The organism is Pseudomonas sp. Je.1.5.c, from assembly GCF_051129895.1.
Taxonomy (GTDB): Bacteria; Pseudomonadota; Gammaproteobacteria; order Pseudomonadales; family Pseudomonadaceae; genus Aquipseudomonas; species Aquipseudomonas urmiensis.
Window position 1 is genome coordinate 233,960 of record NZ_JBCPSP010000003.1, and the last position, 17,727, is coordinate 251,686.

General features: G+C 63.4%; 15 protein-coding genes. 5 read left to right on the forward strand and 10 right to left on the reverse strand.

Annotated features, from left to right (window positions below):
- Nucleotides 1-32 precede the first annotated feature (32 nt).
- The 9 genes from prfB to AAZU54_RS04695 form a co-directional block, all read right to left on the reverse strand.
- Nucleotides 33-1,128 (reverse strand): peptide chain release factor 2 gene (prfB, locus tag AAZU54_RS04655; RefSeq protein ID WP_186555464.1). Its coding sequence is split into 2 segments (ribosomal slippage): nt 33-1,055 and nt 1,057-1,128, totalling 1,095 coding nucleotides; the frame shifts between segments, so codons are not numbered across the junction.
- A gap of 147 nt (nt 1,129-1,275) precedes the next feature.
- Nucleotides 1,276-2,280, reverse strand: a complete 1,005-nt coding sequence (gene wspR / locus AAZU54_RS04660) for a Wsp signal transduction system regulator diguanylate cyclase WspR (protein WP_186555465.1) — start codon at nt 2,278-2,280, stop codon at nt 1,276-1,278.
- A gap of 51 nt (nt 2,281-2,331) precedes the next feature.
- Complete coding sequence (locus tag AAZU54_RS04665; RefSeq protein ID WP_186555466.1) at nt 2,332-3,345, reverse strand: chemotaxis response regulator protein-glutamate methylesterase; 1,014 nt, start codon at nt 3,343-3,345, stop codon at nt 2,332-2,334.
- Complete coding sequence (locus AAZU54_RS04670) at nt 3,342-5,630, reverse strand: hybrid sensor histidine kinase/response regulator (RefSeq protein WP_186555467.1); 2,289 nt, start codon at nt 5,628-5,630, stop codon at nt 3,342-3,344. Before AAZU54_RS04670 ends, AAZU54_RS04665 begins: the two co-directional genes overlap by 4 nt.
- The gene (locus AAZU54_RS04675) at nt 5,627-6,292 is read right to left on the reverse strand and encodes a chemotaxis protein CheW (protein WP_186555468.1); all 666 of its coding nucleotides are present in this window, start codon (nt 6,290-6,292) and stop codon (nt 5,627-5,629) included. Before AAZU54_RS04675 ends, AAZU54_RS04670 begins: the two co-directional genes overlap by 4 nt.
- A complete protein-coding gene (locus AAZU54_RS04680; protein ID WP_405130211.1) occupies nt 6,289-7,539 on the reverse strand; it encodes a CheR family methyltransferase in 1,251 nt (416 codons plus the stop codon). Before AAZU54_RS04680 ends, AAZU54_RS04675 begins: the two co-directional genes overlap by 4 nt.
- On the reverse strand, nt 7,536-8,057 hold the full coding sequence (locus AAZU54_RS04685) for a chemotaxis protein CheW (protein WP_186555470.1): 522 nt from the start codon (nt 8,055-8,057) through the stop codon (nt 7,536-7,538). The genes AAZU54_RS04680 and AAZU54_RS04685 overlap by 4 nt, the downstream gene beginning before the upstream one ends.
- A gap of 5 nt (nt 8,058-8,062) precedes the next feature.
- Nucleotides 8,063-9,685, reverse strand: coding sequence for a methyl-accepting chemotaxis protein (locus AAZU54_RS04690; RefSeq protein WP_434726659.1), 1,623 nt, complete (start codon nt 9,683-9,685; stop codon nt 8,063-8,065).
- 129 nt (nt 9,686-9,814) lie between these two features.
- A complete protein-coding gene (locus AAZU54_RS04695; protein ID WP_186555472.1) occupies nt 9,815-10,510 on the reverse strand; it encodes a tellurite resistance TerB family protein in 696 nt (231 codons plus the stop codon).
- A gap of 223 nt (nt 10,511-10,733) precedes the next feature.
- Between AAZU54_RS04695 and ydcS the strand changes: the two genes are divergently transcribed.
- The 5 genes from ydcS (at nt 10,734) to AAZU54_RS04720 (ending at nt 16,196) form a co-directional block, all read left to right on the forward strand.
- Nucleotides 10,734-11,885, forward strand: a complete 1,152-nt coding sequence (gene ydcS / locus AAZU54_RS04700; RefSeq protein ID WP_186555473.1) for a putative ABC transporter substrate-binding protein YdcS — start codon at nt 10,734-10,736, stop codon at nt 11,883-11,885.
- A gap of 92 nt (nt 11,886-11,977) precedes the next feature.
- A complete protein-coding gene (locus tag AAZU54_RS04705) occupies nt 11,978-13,018 on the forward strand; it encodes an ABC transporter ATP-binding protein (RefSeq protein WP_186555474.1) in 1,041 nt (346 codons plus the stop codon).
- 1 nt (nt 13,019) lies between these two features.
- Complete coding sequence (locus tag AAZU54_RS04710; protein WP_434726660.1) at nt 13,020-13,958, forward strand: ABC transporter permease; 939 nt, start codon at nt 13,020-13,022, stop codon at nt 13,956-13,958.
- Entirely contained in the window at nt 13,948-14,754 is an 807-nt protein-coding gene (locus AAZU54_RS04715) for an ABC transporter permease (RefSeq protein ID WP_186555476.1), read from the forward strand. The genes AAZU54_RS04710 and AAZU54_RS04715 overlap by 11 nt, the downstream gene beginning before the upstream one ends.
- A 17-nt stretch (nt 14,755-14,771) precedes the next feature.
- On the forward strand, nt 14,772-16,196 hold the full coding sequence (locus tag AAZU54_RS04720; protein WP_405130208.1) for a gamma-aminobutyraldehyde dehydrogenase: 1,425 nt from the start codon (nt 14,772-14,774) through the stop codon (nt 16,194-16,196).
- 105 nt (nt 16,197-16,301) lie between these two features.
- On the opposite strand, the gene AAZU54_RS04725 is transcribed toward AAZU54_RS04720, so the two are convergent.
- The gene (locus AAZU54_RS04725; protein WP_312152149.1) at nt 16,302-17,408 is read right to left on the reverse strand and encodes an NADH:flavin oxidoreductase/NADH oxidase; all 1,107 of its coding nucleotides are present in this window, start codon (nt 17,406-17,408) and stop codon (nt 16,302-16,304) included.
- Nucleotides 17,409-17,727: the final 319 nt, after the last annotated feature.

Sequence of the window (17,727 nt, forward strand, 5' to 3'; positions counted from 1 at the left end):
CAGGCGGCCGGGCATCGCGGCGGTGGTGTGGCTTACAGCCCCTGCTTCAGGCTCGCTTCCAGGTACTGGTCGATGTCGCCGTCGAGGACCTTGTTGCAGTCGCTGCGCTCGACGCCGGTACGCAGGTCCTTGATACGCGAGTCATCGAGTACATAGGAGCGGATCTGGTGGCCCCAGCCGATGTCCGACTTGCTGTCTTCCAGCGCCTGCGAGGCGGCATTGCGCTTTTGCATCTCCAGTTCGTACAACTTGGCCCGCAGCATTTTCATGGCGGTGTCCTTGTTGGCGTGCTGGGAACGTTCGTTCTGACAGGCCACCACGGTGTTGGTCGGCACGTGGGTGATACGCACCGCCGAGTCGGTGGTGTTCACGTGCTGACCGCCGGCACCGGAGGAGCGGTAGGTGTCGATACGCAGGTCGGACGGGTTGATCTCGATCTCGACCTTGTCGTCGATCTCAGGCGAGACGAACACCGCCGAGAAAGAGGTGTGCCGACGGGCGCCGGAGTCGAACGGGCTCTTGCGCACCAGACGGTGCACGCCGATTTCGGTGCGCAGCCAGCCGAAGGCGTACTCGCCCTTGATATGCACGGTGGCACCTTTGATGCCGGCGACTTCACCCTCGGAAAGCTCGATGATGGTGGCGTCGAAACCGCGCTTGTCGGCCCAGCGCAGGTACATGCGCAGGAGGATGTTGGCCCAGTCCTGCGCTTCGGTACCGCCGGAGCCAGCCTGGATATCCAGGTAGGCGTTGTTCATGTCCATCTCACCGCTGAACATGCGACGGAACTCAAGCTGGGCCAGGCTTTCTTCCAGGCCTTCCAGCTCGGTCACGACGTCACTCACGGCGCCTTCGTCATTTTCCTCGACGGCCATGTCGAGCAGGTCCTGGCAGTCGGCCAGGCCGTTGGACATCTTGTCCAGGGTCTCGACCACCTGCGCCAGCATGGCACGCTCGCGGCCCAGGGCCTGGGCGTACTCGGGCTTGTTCCAAACGGCCGGGTCTTCCAGCTCGCGGTTGACTTCGATCAGGCGATCAGCTTTGTGATCGTAGTCAAAGATACCCCCGAATAGACTGGGAACGCTCGGTGAGGTCCTTGATGGTGTTCAGGATCGGTTGGATTTCCATGGGCAGGCTACTCGCGCGAATTCGGTGAAAAGCCGGTGAGTATAAACGAGTCTGTCCCATGGCGGCAGACCCGCCGGGCGGTGGGTTTGGCTTGCGTGCCGGTTTTTTCCAGCCCAGGTTGCACGTGCTGGCCCAATCGTGGGGCAATCAGGCGATGCCGACCTGATTGCGCCCACTGTTCTTGGCCAGATACAAGCCCTTGTCCGCCGCCGAGATCAACTGCCGGCAATGACTGCCAATGCTCGGGGTCAGGGTCGCCAGGCCGATGCTGACAGTCAGGCGCGCGTCAGTTTCAGGGGCGCAATGGGGAATATTCAGGCCATGCACGGTCTGACGCAGCTTCTCGGCGATCAGCCGCGCGCCGCCTGGGGAAGTATTGGGTAGCACCAGGGCGAACTCCTCGCCGCCATAGCGCGCCGGCAGATCGGTCGGTCGCGAGCACGAGCCACGAATAGCCTCGGCCACCTGGCGCAAGGCTTCGTCTCCGGCCAAATGGCCGAAACTGTCGTTGTAGAGCTTGAAGTAGTCGACGTCGATCATCAGCAGGGATATCTGCTGCTGCTCGCGCATCGCCCGGCGCCACTCAAGCTCCAGGTATTCGTCGAAATGGCGGCGATTGGACAGCCCGGTCAGGCCATCGGAGTTCATCAGCCGCTGCAGCATCAAATTGGTGTCGAGCAGTTGTTGCTGGCTGACGCGCAAGGCCCGATAGGCCTCGTCGCGCTGCAACAGGGTCAGGTACGAGCGCGAGTGATAGCGAATCCGCGCCACCAACTCGATGGTATCGGGCAGCTTGACCAGGTAATCGTTAGCGCCGGCGGCGAACGCCGCGCTCTTGACCAGTGGATCTTCCTTGGTCGACAGGACGATGATTGGAATGTCCTGGGTGGCCGGGTTATTACGGTACTCGCGCACCAGGGTCAGGCCATCCAGGCCCGGCATGATCAGGTCCTGGAGAATCACCGTCGGCTTGATGCGCATCGCTTGGGCCACGGCCTGGTGCGGGTCGGCGCAGAAGTGAAAGTCGATGTTCTCTTCATGGGCCAGGCCACGGCGTACCGCTTCACCGATCATGGCCTGATCGTCGACCAGCAGGACCATCGCCGAATTCTCGTTGCTGGTCGTGAAACCTTCGATCGGTAGATCATTCATGCCTATTCACCAGGTCACTGCCGGCCAGGCGGCGTGGTTCAATACATATCGTCATTTCGAAAAAATTTCCATCAGTCGCCCGGCAATCCGCTCCAGAGGACGGATCTCCACCGCAGCGTCGATCGCCGCAGCCGCCTTGGGCATGCCGTACACCGCGCTGCTCTGCTGGTCCTGGGCGATGGTGAGAAAACCTTGCTGGCGCATCATTTTTAGGCCTTGGGCACCGTCGCGGCCCATGCCGGTGAGCAGCACGCCGACGGCATCGCCACTCCAGTAGCGAGCCACGCTTTCAAAGAATACATCGATCGAAGGCCGGTAGATTTCATCCACTGGATCGGCAGTGTAGGCCAACTGGCCGCCCTTCATCAGGCGGATATGGTGATTGGTGCCGGCCAACAGTACCTGCCCAGGCTGTGGCGGCTCGCCTTCGCGAGCCAGGCGCACCACCAGCCCGCAGGCGCTGCTGAGCCATTCGGCCATGCCTGCGGCGAACACCTGATCGACATGCTGGACCAGCACGATCGCCGCGGGGAAGTTCTTCGGCAGGCCCTTGAGCAATATCTCCAGGGCAGCCGGGCCACCCGCCGACGAGCCGATCGCAACCAGCCCCAGCCGTTGGGACGCCTCGCGCAGCGGCGCGGCGACCGGCCGTGGCGTGCTGGCCCGTTGTTGGCCGATCAGCCAGCCAATATTGAGAATCTTGCGTAATAGCGGCGCGGCCGCCTCGCGGGCATCGCCTGCGCCCAAGGCCGGGGTGTCGACCACATCCAGGGCGCCGTGGCCCATGGCTTCGAACACCCGGTGCACGTTCTGCTTGCGATCGACCGTGACGATGACAATGGCGCATGGCGTTTCGGCCATGATCCGTCGAGTCGCCTCGACCCCGTCCATCACCGGCATGATCAGGTCCATCAGAATCAGGTCTGGGGTCTGCTCGGCGCAGCGCTGCACGGCTTCGGCGCCATTGGCCGCGACCCAGATCACCTGATGCGCAGGCTCAAAGGCCAATGCCCGGCGCAAGGCCTCTACGGCCATGGGCATGTCGTTGACGATGGCGATCTTCATCCCTGTGCACCTCCGATCAACTCGACCACTGCGTCCAGCAGAGCATCGTCATGGAAACTGGCCTTTGCCAAATAGTAGTCGGCCCCGGCATCCAGTCCACGCCGGCGATCTTCTTCTCGGTCCTTGTAGGACACCACCATGACCGGCAGCGATTGCAGGCGCTGGTCGCGGCGTACCAGGGTCACCAGCTCGATGCCATCCATGCGCGGCATGTCGATGTCGGTGATCAACAGGTCGAAGTCCTCCCCGCGCAGCGCGTTCCAGCCGTCCATGCCATCGACAGCAACGGCCACGTCATAACCGCGATTACCCAGCAGCTTGCGTTGCAGCTCACGCACGGTCAGCGAGTCGTCGACCACCAGCACGCGCTTGCGTGCCGCCCCTTTGAGCGGCTGGCCGCCACGCTCGATACGTTCCAGACGGCCCGTGGTGAGCAGCTTTTCCACCGAGCGCAGCAGATCTTCGACATCGACGATCAGCACCACCGAGCCGTCGTCGAGCAAGGCGCCAGCGGAAATGTCCTGGATCTTGCCCAGGCGCGGGTCGAGCGGCATCACTACCAGCACCCGTTCACCGATCAGCCGCTCCACTGCCACGCCATACAGCTGGTCACGCTCGCGGATCACCACCACGCGGATGCTGCCCTGCTCACCCTGCCCTGCCGGGCGGTTGAGCAATTGACTAGCCGCAACCAGGCCAATATGGCGCTGCTCGTGCCAGAAGTGCTGTCGGCCTTCGATCTGCACAATGGCTTCGCTGGGCACATCCAGGGTACGTTCGATATGCGCCAGCGGGAACGCATAGGCCTCGCCGCCGACCTCGACCACCAGGCTGCGCACAACCGACAGGGTCAGCGGCACTTCGAGGTGGAAACAGCAACCTTGCCCAGCGACCTGGGTCAATTCGATCGAGCCACGCAGCTCGCGAACCATGTGCTGCACAGCGTCCAGGCCGACCCCGCGCCCGGAGACTTCGGTGACCTTGTCGCGCAGGCTGAAGCCGGGCAGGAACAGGAAGGTCAGCAGTTCGGCCTCGCTCATCTGCGCCACCGTTTCGGCCGGCGACAGGGCGCGCTCGACGATACTCTGGCGCAAGCGCTCCAGATCGATGCCTGCGCCGTCATCGCTGAGTTCAACAATCAACAACCCGGCCTGGTGCGAGGCGCGCAAGCGAATCACCCCGTCGCCCGGCTTGCCGGCCAGCAGGCGCCGTTCTGGCAACTCGATACCGTGGTCGACGGCGTTACGCAGCAGGTGGGTCAGCGGCGCTTCGAGCTTTTCCAGCACGTCGCGGTCGACCTGGGTCTTTTCGCCTTCGATCTGCAACTGCACCTGCTTGCCCAGCGAACGGCCAAGGTCACGAACCATGCGGCTCTGTCCGGCCAGCACATCGGCGAAGGGGCGCATGCGGCACGCCAGCGCCGTGTCGTACAGGTTCTGCGCACGCTGGCTGGCCTGCCAGCCGAACTCATCCAGCTCGGCGGCCTGCTGCTGCAAGATCTGCTGGGTCTCGCCCAGCAGGCGCTGGGTTTGTGCCAAGGCGTCGAGCACTTCCGGGCTCTGGCCACTGCCTTCGAGCTCGGCCTTCAAGCCATCGAGGGCGCGCATACCCTGGCCATGCATGCGCTTGAGGCGCTGCAGGCTGGCTAGATAAGGTTTCAGACGCTGGGTTTCCACCAGCGATTTGCTCGACAGGTCGAGCAAGCTGTTCAATCGATCGGCGGTGACCCGCAGTACCCGCTCGCTGCCTTCGCTAGCGCGCTTGCCGGTTCTACGCGCCGTTGCGTCATCGCCTAGCGGTTCAGCGGCGAGCACTGGCTCGATGAGCGGCGGCGGTGCAGCAACCGGCTCGGCAGGCGTAGGCGCAACGGCTGCACTGAGTTGGGCAGGCGCCGCATTTGGATCGAGCAACATCGCCATTTGCACCAGGAAACCCGGCACCGCCGCCTCACCGGCAGGATCGCCGGGCGTGGCGATGTGCAACAGCAGGTCGGTGCCTTTGAGCAGCGCGTCGATGTGCTCCGGGCGCAGGCGCAGACGGCCTTCCTGGGCGGCCACCAGGCAATCTTCCATGACGTGGGCAACGCTGACTCCGGCATCGATCCCCACGATCCGCGCAGCGCCCTTGAGCGAATGGGCAGCGCGCATGCAGGCTTCCAGTTGATCGGCCTGGGTTGGATTGCGCTCCAGCGCCATCAGCCCGGCACTGAGCACCTGAGTCTGGGCCTCGGCCTCCAGGGCGAACAGTTCGAGCAGCGAAGCGTCGCGCATTTGCTCTGGGGTCATGACAGGCTCCGCTTCACGGCAGACAGTAGATGTTGCGCATCCAGCACCCTGACACTGCGCCCGCGCCACTGCAGCACCGCAGCGGTGAAGTGAGCGGCATCCTGGCCGTCGTTGAGGTGCTCGACATCCAGGCGATGGATGCCATCGATCTCGTCCACCGGCACCACCACCGAACCGCCTTCGGCAGCCAGGATCAGCATGCGAGGCATGACTCGGCCACTGCGCTCCTGGGCCGGCAGCACTTCGATGCCCAGCAGATCGGCCAGCGACAGACACGGCACCAGCGCACCGCGCACGTTGGCCACGCCTTGCAAAACACGCGAGCGCTGGTGCGGCAGGGAGTGGACCGGCTGCAGTGGCGCGATTTCCGCCAGGCACGCCGTGGCCAGGGCCAGCCATTCTTCACCCAGGCGGAACAGCAGCAGTGAGCGGCCGAGGTTCTCCACCACTGGCGCGGCGCTATCAACCTGCTCGTCTTGCATCAAGGCATAGCGGTCGAGCAGACGGGTGGCGGCCGAGGCGTAGACCTCGCAGTTGCGGCAATGGATATGCCGCTCCAGCAACGGGCATTGCTTGGTGCCGTGCACGCCAATGCGGTTCCAGCAATCGTCGATCTGCTCGTCGTCCTGTCGGACCAGCGGCATATGGCTGGCAAAACTCATCGTTCAGACTCCCGTCCGACCCGGGCGGCTCGCTCTTGCAGGCGGCGAGCGCCCGCAATATCCCCTTGCGAGGCCAGCAAGGCCGCCAGATGGATCAACGCCTCAGGGTGCTGCGGCTCAAGGTACAAGGCCTTGCGGTAATGGATCAGCGCATCCTGGCTGTTGCCCTCGGTGTCGCTGAGCAAACCCAGCCAGTAATAGACCTGCGCGGTCGGCGCAAATAGCTGCAAGTAGCGCGCACAGTTGGCGCGGGCCTGCTCGCTGTCGCCAGCGTTGGCCTGACGGGCGATGGCCGCCAGTAAATCATCCTTGTCTTGCGCAGGCTGCGCAGCGCTGGGCGCAGCTACCGAACGCAACGGCCGTGGCGCAGGTGCAGGCGCTCGCGGGGCAGCTAACGGCGCCGGCTGCGCGCGGGTAACCGGCAGCGGTTTGCTCACCGCCAGCGCTGCACTTTCCTGCTGGCGAACATAGGCGAACGACTGGGCGATGCCCAGGGGCCGCATGCCCAGCCGCGCCAGCAAACTGCCCTCAGCGGGGCCGATAAACAAGACGCCCTGGGCATGAGTCAATTGCTTGAGCACCTCGAACACCCGACGCTGGGTCGGCACATCGAAATAGATCAGCAAGTTGCGGCAAAACACGAAATCGTATTGCCCCTCGCGGCGCTTGAGCTGCGGATCGAGCACATTGCCCACCTGCAAGCGAACCTGCTGACATACCCGCTCATCCAGCTGATGGCCCTCGTCACGCTCAGTGAAGTGCCGTTGGCGAAAAGCCAGGTCACTGCCGCGGAACGAGTTTCGTCCGTAGACAGCCTGCTGCGCCTTGGCCACCGAGATGGGGCTGATATCGAGGCCGTCAATGCCGAACGCCGACGGGCTCATGCCGCTGTCGAGCAGCGCCATGGAAATCGAGTAAGGCTCTTCACCGGTCGAACACGGCAGGCTGAGGATGCGCAGCGGCCTGGCTCCGGCCAGTTCGGCCAGGCGCTTATGGGCCAGGCCGACCAAAGCCGCGAACGACTCCGGATAGCGAAAGAACCAGGTTTCCGGAACGATCACCGCCTCGATCAGGGCTTGCTGCTCCTCTGCCGACTGCTGCAAGCGGACCCAGTAATCGTCCAGACCGTTTGCCGCCAAGGCCGCGCAGCGCTGGCGCAAGGCGCGCTCGACCATCGGCGCGCCAACCGACTCGACATCCAGGCCAATGCGCTCTTGCAAGAACCGGAAAAACCGCTGCTCGATCATGCCAGCACCTGCCCTGGCTGCTCAGGAAACAACAGCCGACGCACGTCATCGGACAACAGGTCATCGAGCTGGATGCGCTGTAACAAGCCTTGGGCGTCCTGGCGCACCGGGCCCAGGTAAGGCGCATCGGCGTTGTCCAGGCCATAGGGGCGGAACTCGTCGGGCTGACAACGCAAGGTATCGGTGGCCTGCTCCAGGATCAGGCCAAGGTGCAGGTCAGGGCGACGAGCATCAGCCCGATAATGCACCACTACCAGCCGCGTGCTGGTGCGCAGCGGCGCAGGCGTGGCAAAGCTCAGGGCCGCGAGGTCGATTACCGGGATCAGCGCGCCTCTATGGGTGAGGATGCCCGCGACCCAGGCCGGCGCCTGGGCAATCGGCTTGAGCGCACGACGCGGCAGCACTTCGACCACCTCGCGCACATCGAGGGCAAAGCGTTGGTCCTGTATGCGAAACAACAGGTACAGGGCGCCCTTGGCGCTGGCGGCCTGTTCCTCGCGGGGGTGCAAGTCGTTCATGCTCGTCAGACTTTGAAGCGCGACACACCGCCACGCAGCCCGGCGGCCACCTGGCTCAACTCATCGATGGCAAAGCTGGCCTGGCGCAACGACTCGACGGTCTGCGTGCTGGCATCACTGAGCTGGGCCAGGGCTTGGTTGATCTGCTCGGCACCCGTCGCCTGGGCCTGCATGCCGTCATTGACCATCAGCACCCGCGGCGCCAAGGCCTGCACCTGGTGAATGATCTGGCTGAGCTGCTCACCGACCTGCTGCACCTCGAACATGCCGCGGCGTACTTCTTCGGAGAACTTATCCATGCCCATGACCCCGGCCGAGACCGATGACTGGATCTCACGCACCATCTGCTCGATATCATAGGTGGCTACGGCGGTTTGATCGGCCAGGCGGCGCACTTCGGTGGCGACCACGGCGAAACCACGGCCGTACTCACCGGCCTTTTCCGCCTCGATGGCGGCATTGAGCGACAGCAGGTTGGTCTGGTCGGCGACCTTGACGATGGTCACCACCACCTGGTTGATATTGCTGGCCTTCTCGTTGAGGATCGCCAGTTTTGCATTGACCAGGTCGGCAGCGCCCATCACCTGGTGCATGGTTTCTTCCATCCGCGCCAGGCCTTGCTGGCCGGAGCCAGCCAGGCTCGACGCCTGGTCGGCGGCCGAGGTGACTTCGGTCATGGTGCGTACCAGATCACGCGAGGTCGCGGCGATTTCCCGGGACGTGGCGCCGATTTCGGTCGTGGTAGCGGCGGTCTCGGTGGCGGTAGCTTGCTGCTGCTTGGAGGTGGCGGCGATTTCAGTGACCGAAGTAGTCACCTGCACCGACGAACGCTGGGCCTGGGACACTAGGTTGGCCAGCGCCTCGGCCATTTCATTGAAGCCGCTCTCGATGGCGCCGAACTCGTCCTTGCGGTCCAGGCTCAGGCGCATGCTCAGGTCGCCTGAACGCAGCTTGTCGAGGGCGTGGACAATCCGCTGCACGGGCGCCGTAATGGCACGCATCAGCAATAGTCCGCAGATCCCGGCAGCAATGATTGCCAGCACCAGCGAAACGATCATGCTGCCCTTGGCGGTGGCCACGGCGCTGACGATTTCGTTGGTGGCGGCGTCGGCCGACTCGCGATTGCGCTCGATCACCCCGTTGAGGTGCTTGCGCCCGGCCACCCACGCTGGCGTCAGGACTTCAGCGATCAGGCGTTCGGCTTCGACGTAGTTTTTCTGCCGATAGGCTTCCAGTACCTGATCGACGGACTTGATGTACTCCTGCTCCAGGCGCACGAACTCATTGAAGCTGGCCTGGTCATCATCTGTGCGAATGGTCGCCTGGTAACTGGCCATGTGTTGCTTGAGGCGATCATCGAAGCTCTTGAACAGCTCCAGATCCGCCGAGGTCACTTCGCGGTGATCGGAGAGGCCGACCAACTGCTGGCTGGTGACATAGCTGTCGACCCAGGCACTGCGGATCATCGAGCTGTAGTAAACCCCAGGAATGCTGTCGGACCCTACCGCTTCTTCGCTGGTCGAGATCGCCACCAAGCGTGAGTAGGCGGCCACGATCATCAGCAACATAATGGCGATGATCACGGCGAAACTTGCCAGGATCCGTTGGCGCAAGGTCCAGTTCTTCACATTCAGCCCTCAAGAATTCAGTGCGAGCGGGGAAAAATCGCCGAAGTATAGCCCAGGCGGGTTTGCCGTTCGCAGCTCAATTGCAGAGGATTGGGGCTGGCGTGCCCGCACCGATGGCCAAATGCCTAACTATTGACCAGCAGCAAGCCTGACCTGGTTTTCCAGTTCCTGGCGCAAAGCCGGATCCAGGCGCAGCTGACGAGCCAGTTCGTCCAGGTAGGCGCGCTCCATGAAGTTTTCCTGGTCGACCATCATCACGCTGGCCAAGTACATCTCGGCGGCCATTTCCGGGGTTTGCGCAGCGCGCGCCACTTCGGCCGGATCCAGCGGTTTGTTCAGCTCGGCATGTAGCCAGTGTTGCAGCTCACGATCGTTATCGAGGCGGGTGAATTCGCCCTCGATCAGCTCGCGCTCGCGCTCGTCGATATGGCCGTCGGACTTGGCCGCTGCCACCAGTGCACGCAGCACCGCCTGGCTATGTTGCTCGACCTCGGCAGGCGGCAGCCGATCGAGCGTTTGTGGCTCGTGACGTTGGCCGGCGGCCTGGTTGGCCTGCCAGTTGCCATAGGCCTTGTAGGCCAACACGCCAAGCGCGGCCAGGCCACCGTAGGTGAGGACTTTGCCGCCGTATTTGCGCGCGCTCTTGTTGCCCAGCAGCAGGCCCATGGCGCTGCCCGCCAGCGCGCCCCCACCAGCGCCGGACAGCAGGCTGCCAAGGCCGCCAGCGCCCAAACCTGGCTTGCTGGAGGTGCCTTTGCCTGCTTGCTTGGCGAGCAGTTCCTGGCCGGACTTGAGCAGTTGATCGAGCAAACCCCGGGTGTTCATTCGCGAGTCTCCACGGTGCGAAAGGTAACGCCCAGAGTAAGGCTTGCCTGGCCGTTCGCCACGGGGGGATTTGCTTCCGGATGTTGCATACCCCGGCAAAAACACAACTAGACTCGACATCGCCGATCCGCTGCGCCGGCGATAACCGCACTACGCTTATAACGATCGCTTCACTGCTTTCTTGATGACTGCCCGCCCCTACATCCGAACAAGAGGGAACACCATGTCAGTGCACAAGACCGCATTGCTCAGCGCCCTGAGCAGCGCCCTGCTGGCCAGCGCCAGCCTGCAGGCGGCCGAGCCGCTCCAGGCTGTAGGTGCCGGTGAAGGACAACTCGATATCATTGCCTGGCCCGGCTACATCGAGCGTGGTGAAAGCGACAAAGCCTACGACTGGGTCACAGGTTTCGAGAAGGACACCGGCTGCAAGGTCAGCGTCAAGACGGCGGCCACCTCCGACGAGATGGTCAGCCTGATGACCAAAGGTGGCTACGACCTGGTCACCGCCTCCGGCGATGCTTCGCTGCGGCTGATCGCCGGCAAACGCGTGCAGCCGATCAATACCGCGCTGATCCCCAACTGGAAGAATCTGGACCCACGCTTGCAGAACGGCAGCTGGTACGTGGTCGACCAGCAGGTCTATGGCACGCCCTACCAGTGGGGGCCGAACGTGCTGCTGTACAACACCAACGTGTTCAAACAGCCACCGACCAGCTGGGCCGTGGTGTTCGAGCCGCAAGCGTTGCCCGATGGCAAGCCGAACAAAGGCCGGGTGCAGGCCTACGATGGGCCGATCTACATTGCCGACGCCGCCCTGTACCTGAAATCGACCCAGCCCGCGCTGGGCATCCAGGACCCCTACGAGCTGAACGAAAGCCAATACCAGGCGGTACTCGATCTGCTGCGCAAGCAACAACCGCTGGTGCACCGCTATTGGCACGATGCAACGGTGCAGATGAGCGACGTGAAGAACGAAGGTGTAGTCGCGTCCAGCTCCTGGGGCTACATGGTCAACAGCCTGAAAGCCGATAACCAGCCGGTGGCCTCGACCATTCCCAAGGAAGGCGCCACTGGTTGGGCCGACACCACCATGCTGCACAGCCAGGCCAAGCACCCCAACTGCGCCTACAAATGGATGGATTGGTCACTGCAACCCAAGGTGCAGGGCGACGTGGCGGCCTGGTTCGGCTCGCTGCCGGCAGTACCGGCTGCCTGTACCGGCAGTGAACTGCTCGGCGCCGAAGGCTGCAAGACCAATGGTTTCGACAACTTCGACAAGATTGCCTTCTGGAAGACCCCGCAGGCTGCCGGCGGCAAATTTGTCCCCTATAGCCGCTGGACCCAGGACTACATCGCGATCATGGGTGGCCGCTAGCGCGCCGCAGCGTTTGCGTTACCAGCGATCCTTGTAGGCGCGGGCTTGCCAGCGCCTACAAGGATCGCGTGCTGATGACGTCAGGAGTCGCCATGCCACTAGCCGTCCAGTTCACCCAGGTCTCGCGAACCTTCGCTGAGGTCAAGGCCGTCGACCAGGTCAGCATCGACATCGAAGACGGCGAGTTTTTCTCCATGCTCGGCCCCTCAGGCTCGGGCAAGACCACTTGCCTACGCCTGATCGCCGGCTTCGAGCAGCCCAGTAGCGGCTCGATCCGCATTCACGGCATCGAAGCCGCGGGCGTGCCGCCCTATCAGCGGGACGTCAACACCGTATTCCAGGACTATGCGCTGTTCCCGCACATGAACGTGCGCGACAACGTCGCTTATGGCCTGAAGGTCAAAGGGGTCGGCAAACAGCAACGCCACGCCCGCGCCGACGAAGCCCTGGCGATGGTGGCCCTGGAGGGCTACGGCCAACGCAAGCCCGCGCAGTTGTCTGGCGGCCAGCGCCAGCGCGTTGCCCTCGCTCGCGCCCTGGTCAATCGCCCGCGGGTACTGCTGCTCGATGAACCGCTAGGCGCTCTGGATCTGAAGCTGCGCGAACAGATGCAGGGCGAGCTGAAGAAGCTGCAGCGCCAACTGGGCATTACCTTCATATTCGTCACCCACGACCAGACCGAAGCGCTGTCGATGTCCGATCGGGTCGCGGTGTTCAACCACGGGCGCATCGAACAGGTGGATAGCCCACGCAACCTGTACATGAAGCCGGCGACCACCTTCGTTGCCGAGTTCGTCGGCACCTCTAACGTGCTGCGCGGCGCGCTGGCCGAGCAGCTAAACGGCAGCCCGACGCCCTTCTCCATCCGCCCTGAACACATTCGCCTGGATGAGCTGAGCGCCGCCAGCCATGAGGTGCAGGTCAGCGGACTGCTGCACGATATCCAGTACCAAGGCAGCGCCACTCGCTACGAAGTGCAACTGGACAACGGCCAACTTCTGGCGGTGAGCCAGGCCAATGACCAGTGGCAGCAGCATCCACAGATCTGGCAGACCGGGCAGCGGGTACAGGTTCGTTGGCCACGGGAGGCGATGACGGCCCTCAAGGAAACCGTCCTCGTCGAGGGCCAGTAGCATGAACCTGGCGCTGGACAAGCAGCATCCACATGCCCTTCGGCGCTTGTCCGATGTGCTGTATCGACGGCCCAACCTGTATCTGGTGCTGCTGTTGATCCCGCCTCTGCTGTGGTTCGGCGCCGTCTACCTGGGCTCACTGCTCAACCTGCTCTGGCAAGGTTTCTACACCTTCGACGACTTCACCATGGCGGTGACGCCGGACCTGACCCTGGCCAACTTCGCCGCGCTGTTCAACCCGGCCAACCTCGATATCATCCTGCGCACCCTGGGCATGGCCGTGGCGGTGTCGCTGGCCAGCGCCGTGCTGGCCTTCCCCATCGCCTACTACATGGCGCGCTACACCAGCGGCAAGACCAAGGCGTTTTTCTATATCGCAGTGATGATGCCGATGTGGGCCAGCTACATCGTCAAGACCTATGCCTGGACCCTGTTGCTGGCCAAGGGCGGAGTGGCCCAATGGTTTGTCCAGCAGCTGCATCTGGATGGCCTGCTGCAGCTGGTGCTGAGCGTGCCTGGGGTAGGCGGCAGTACCCTGTCGACGTCACACCTGGGCCGCTTCATGGTGTTAGTGTACATCTGGCTGCCGTTCATGATCCTGCCGATCCAGGCCTCGCTCGAACGCCTGCCGCCATCCTTGCTACAGGCCTCGGCGGATCTGGGCGCCAAGCCGCGACAAACCTTTACCCAAGTGATCCTGCCGCTGTCGGTGCCCGGGATTGCCGCAGGCTCGATCTTTACCTTCTCGCTGACCCTGGGCGACTTCATCGTGCCGCAACTGATCGGCCCGCCAGGCTATTTCATTGGCAGCATGGTCTACGCCCAGCAAGGCGCCATCGGCAACATGCCGATGGCCGCCGCCTTCACCCTGGTGCCGATCGTGCTGATCGCGATCTACCTGGCTCTGGTCAAACGCCTGGGGGCCTTCGATGCACTCTGATAAAGCCTCGCTGAGCCTGCGCCTGGCGGCGTGGGGTGGATTGCTGTTCCTGCATTTTCCGATCCTGATCATCCTGCTCTACGCCTTCAATACCGAAGATTCAGCGTTCAGCTTCCCACCACGCGGCTTCACCTTGAAGTGGTTCGCCGTGGCATTCTCGCGCCCGGATGTGCTCGAGGCGATCAAGCTGTCGGTGCAAGTGGCTTGCCTGGCGACCGTCATCGCCCTGGTGCTCGGCACCCTGGCCTCGGCGGCACTGTACAAACGCAACTTCTTTGGCAAAGAAAGCATTTCGCTGCTGCTGATCCTGCCCATCGCCCTGCCCGGGATCATCACCGGTATCGCGCTGCTCTCGGCGTTCAAGAGCCTGGGCATCGAGCCGGGCATCTTCACCATCGTGGTGGGCCACGCGACCTTCTGCGTGGTGATCGTCTACAACAACGTCATCGCCCGCCTGCGGCGCACCTCGCAGAACCTGATCGAAGCGTCGATGGACCTGGGCGCCGACGGCTGGCAGACCTTTCGCTACATCATCCTGCCCAACCTCGGCTCGGCGCTGTTGGCCGGCGGCATGCTGGCGTTTGCCTTGTCATTCGACGAAATCATCGTCACCACCTTCACCGCCGGCCACGAACGCACCCTGCCGATCTGGCTGCTCAACCAACTCAGCCGCCCGCGTGATGTGCCGGTGACCAACGTGGTCGCCATGCTGGTGATGCTGGTGACCATGCTGCCGATCCTCGGCGCCTATTACCTGACCCGCGGCGGCGAAAGCGTTGCGGGCAGCGGCAAATGACCTTGGAGGACTCATCCATGCAAACCCACATGCTGATCAACGGCCGCCTGGTAGCGGGCGAAGGCCCGACCTGGACCGTGCTCGACCCGGCCACCGGCAGCGCACTGGCGCAGATCAACGAGGCCACCGAGGCCCAGGTCGACAGCGCCGTGCGCGCCGCTGACAAAGCCTTCAGCGACTGGTCGCAGACCAGCCCCAGGGACCGCTCCCTGGCGCTGCTGGCCCTGGCCGATAGCATCGAGCAGCATGGCGAGGAGCTTGCCGGTCTTGAATCGCAGAACTGTGGCAAGCCGCTTGCCGCCGCGCTGAACGATGAAATCCCGGCGATCGTCGACGTGTTCCGCTTCTTTGCTGGCGCCGCCCGCTGCCTGGGCGGCTCGGCGGCAGGCGAATACCTACCCGGGCATACCTCGATGGTGCGCCGCGACCCACTCGGCGTGGTCGCCTCGATCGCGCCGTGGAACTACCCGCTGATGATGCTGGCCTGGAAGATCGCCCCGGCCTTGGCCGCCGGCAACAGCGTGGTGCTCAAACCCTCCGAGCTCACCCCGTTGACCGCCCTGCGCCTTGGCGAGCTGGCCCAGGACATCCTGCCCGCAGGGGTGCTGAACATTCTTTTCGGCCGTGGCCAGACCGTGGGCACACCACTGGTCACCCACCCCAGGGTGCGGATGGTTTCGCTGACCGGGTCTATTCCCACCGGCGCGCACATCATCAGCGCTACTGCCGATAGCGTAAAACGCATGCACATGGAACTGGGCGGCAAGGCCCCGGTGATCGTCTTCGATGACGCCGACCTGGACGCGGCCATCGAAGGCATTCGCACCTTTGGCTTCTATAACGCCGGGCAAGATTGCACTGCCGCGTGCCGGCTGTATGTGCAGGAGGGCATTTATGAGCGCTTCGTCGAACGACTCGGCCAAGCGGTGGCGAGCATCAAGCCAGGCTTGCAGAAAGACGCCGACACCGAGCTTGGCCCACTGATCAGCGCGTTGCATCGCGACAAAGTGGCCGGCATCGTCCAACGCGCCATTGCCCAGCCGCACATCCGCCTGGTCACCGGCGGCAAATCGCTGCCTGGGGATGGCTTCTTCTTCGAGCCCACGGTGCTGGCCGATGCCCAGCAGGATGACGAGATCGTGCGCCAGGAAGTGTTCGGCCCGGTGGTCTCGGTCACCCGCTTCAGCGATGAGGCCCAGGCGCTGGCGTGGGCCAACGACTCCGAGTACGGCCTGGCGTCTTCAGTCTGGACCCGCGACAGCGGCCGCGCCCACCGCTTTGCGGCGCGCTTGCAGTATGGCTGCACCTGGGTCAATACCCACTTCATGCTCGTCAGCGAAATGCCCCATGGCGGGCAGAAGCATTCTGGGTATGGCAAGGACATGTCGATGTATGGGCTGGAGGACTACACCTGCGTGCGGCATGTGATGTTCAAGCATTGATTCTGTATGAGCGGGTTTGCCCGCGAATGCGATCGGGAATTCACGATCGCACTCGCGGATAAACCCGTTCCTACAGAGGACGAGTTGAGCTTGATAGCTTCGTTCTCAATCCCTTAGATCCGACTCATGGATCGGATTCGCCCGACTGGTCGCACGCTGATATTGGGCAGGCCAAGTCGCCTTGTTGCCACCCAGATCGTCATCGGCATGCAGCGGCCAGTAGGGATCGCGCAGCAGTTCACGGGCCAGGAAGATCACGTCAGCCTGGCCGGTGCGCAGGATGTGCTCGGCCTGGGCGGGCTCGGTGATCATGCCGACGGTGCCAGTGGCGATTTCCGACTCTTTGCGCACGCGCTCGGCGAAGCGGGTTTGGTAGCCGGGGCCGGTAGGGATCTCGGCGTTGACTGAGGTACCGCCGGAAGAAACGTCGATCAGGTCTACCCCGATCACTCGCAGTCGGCGCGCCAGCTCCACGGTTTCGTCCGGGTTCCAACCGTCTTCCACCCAATCGGTGGCCGAAACCCGGACGAACAGCGGCAGCTCTTGCGGCCATACCTTGCGTACGGCTTCGGTGACTTGCAGGGTCAGGCGGATGCGGTTTTCAAAGCAACTGCCGTACTCATCACGGCGCTGATTACTCAGCGGTGAGAGGAATTGATGCAGCAGGTAGCCATGGGCGGCGTGGATCTCTACGACCTTGAAGCCCGCAGCCAGGGCGCGCTCGGCCGATTTGACGAAGGCAGCGACGACATCCTGGATCTCGTCCGTGCTCAACTCCCGTGGTGAGGTGTGTTCCGGGTCGAAGGCAATTTTTGACGGGCCAACAGGCTGCCAGCCGCCGTCTTCGGGTTTTACGCTGCCATGTTTGCCGAGCCAGGGTCGGTGGGTGCTGGCCTTACGGCCGGCGTGGGCCAGCTGGATACCTGGGACCGAACCTTGGGCGGTGATAAACCGAGTGATCCGCTGTAGGGGCTGGATTTGCACGTCATCCCAGAGGCCGAGGTCTTCAGCGGTGATCCGGCCATCGGCGGTGACCGCTACCGCTTCGGTGATCACCAGGCCGGCGCCGCCTACCGCGCGACTGCCCAAGTGGACCAGGTGCCAGTCGTTGGCCAGGCCGTCAGCGGCGGAATACTGGCACATGGGCGAGACAGCGATGCGGTTGGGCAGCGTTAGCTGGCGCAGGGTGTAAGGCTCAAGCAGCAGGCTCATGAGGGCACCTCCCAAGGACTCCAAATGGTTGACCGGCCCGGACACTCATGCGCGTCCTTGGCCCGATACCGGTTTCTTTGAGCCTAGACTAGATTCACTTGGGGTATGGGGTGGGAGGTTGGATTGTGGGCTTGGGCTTGGGTTTGGGCTTTTAGAGGTTTGAGCATATCCATTGGCGTGGGTGGCGCTGAATCACCTTTCCGCCCTTACGGCGGGTCACTTTTGGTCGTGGCCAAAAGTAACCAAAAGCCGTGCGCTCCACCATCCGGCCCTACGCTGCGCTCCGGGTTCCCTCGCTTCGGTGCCTTCCGGGCCCGCG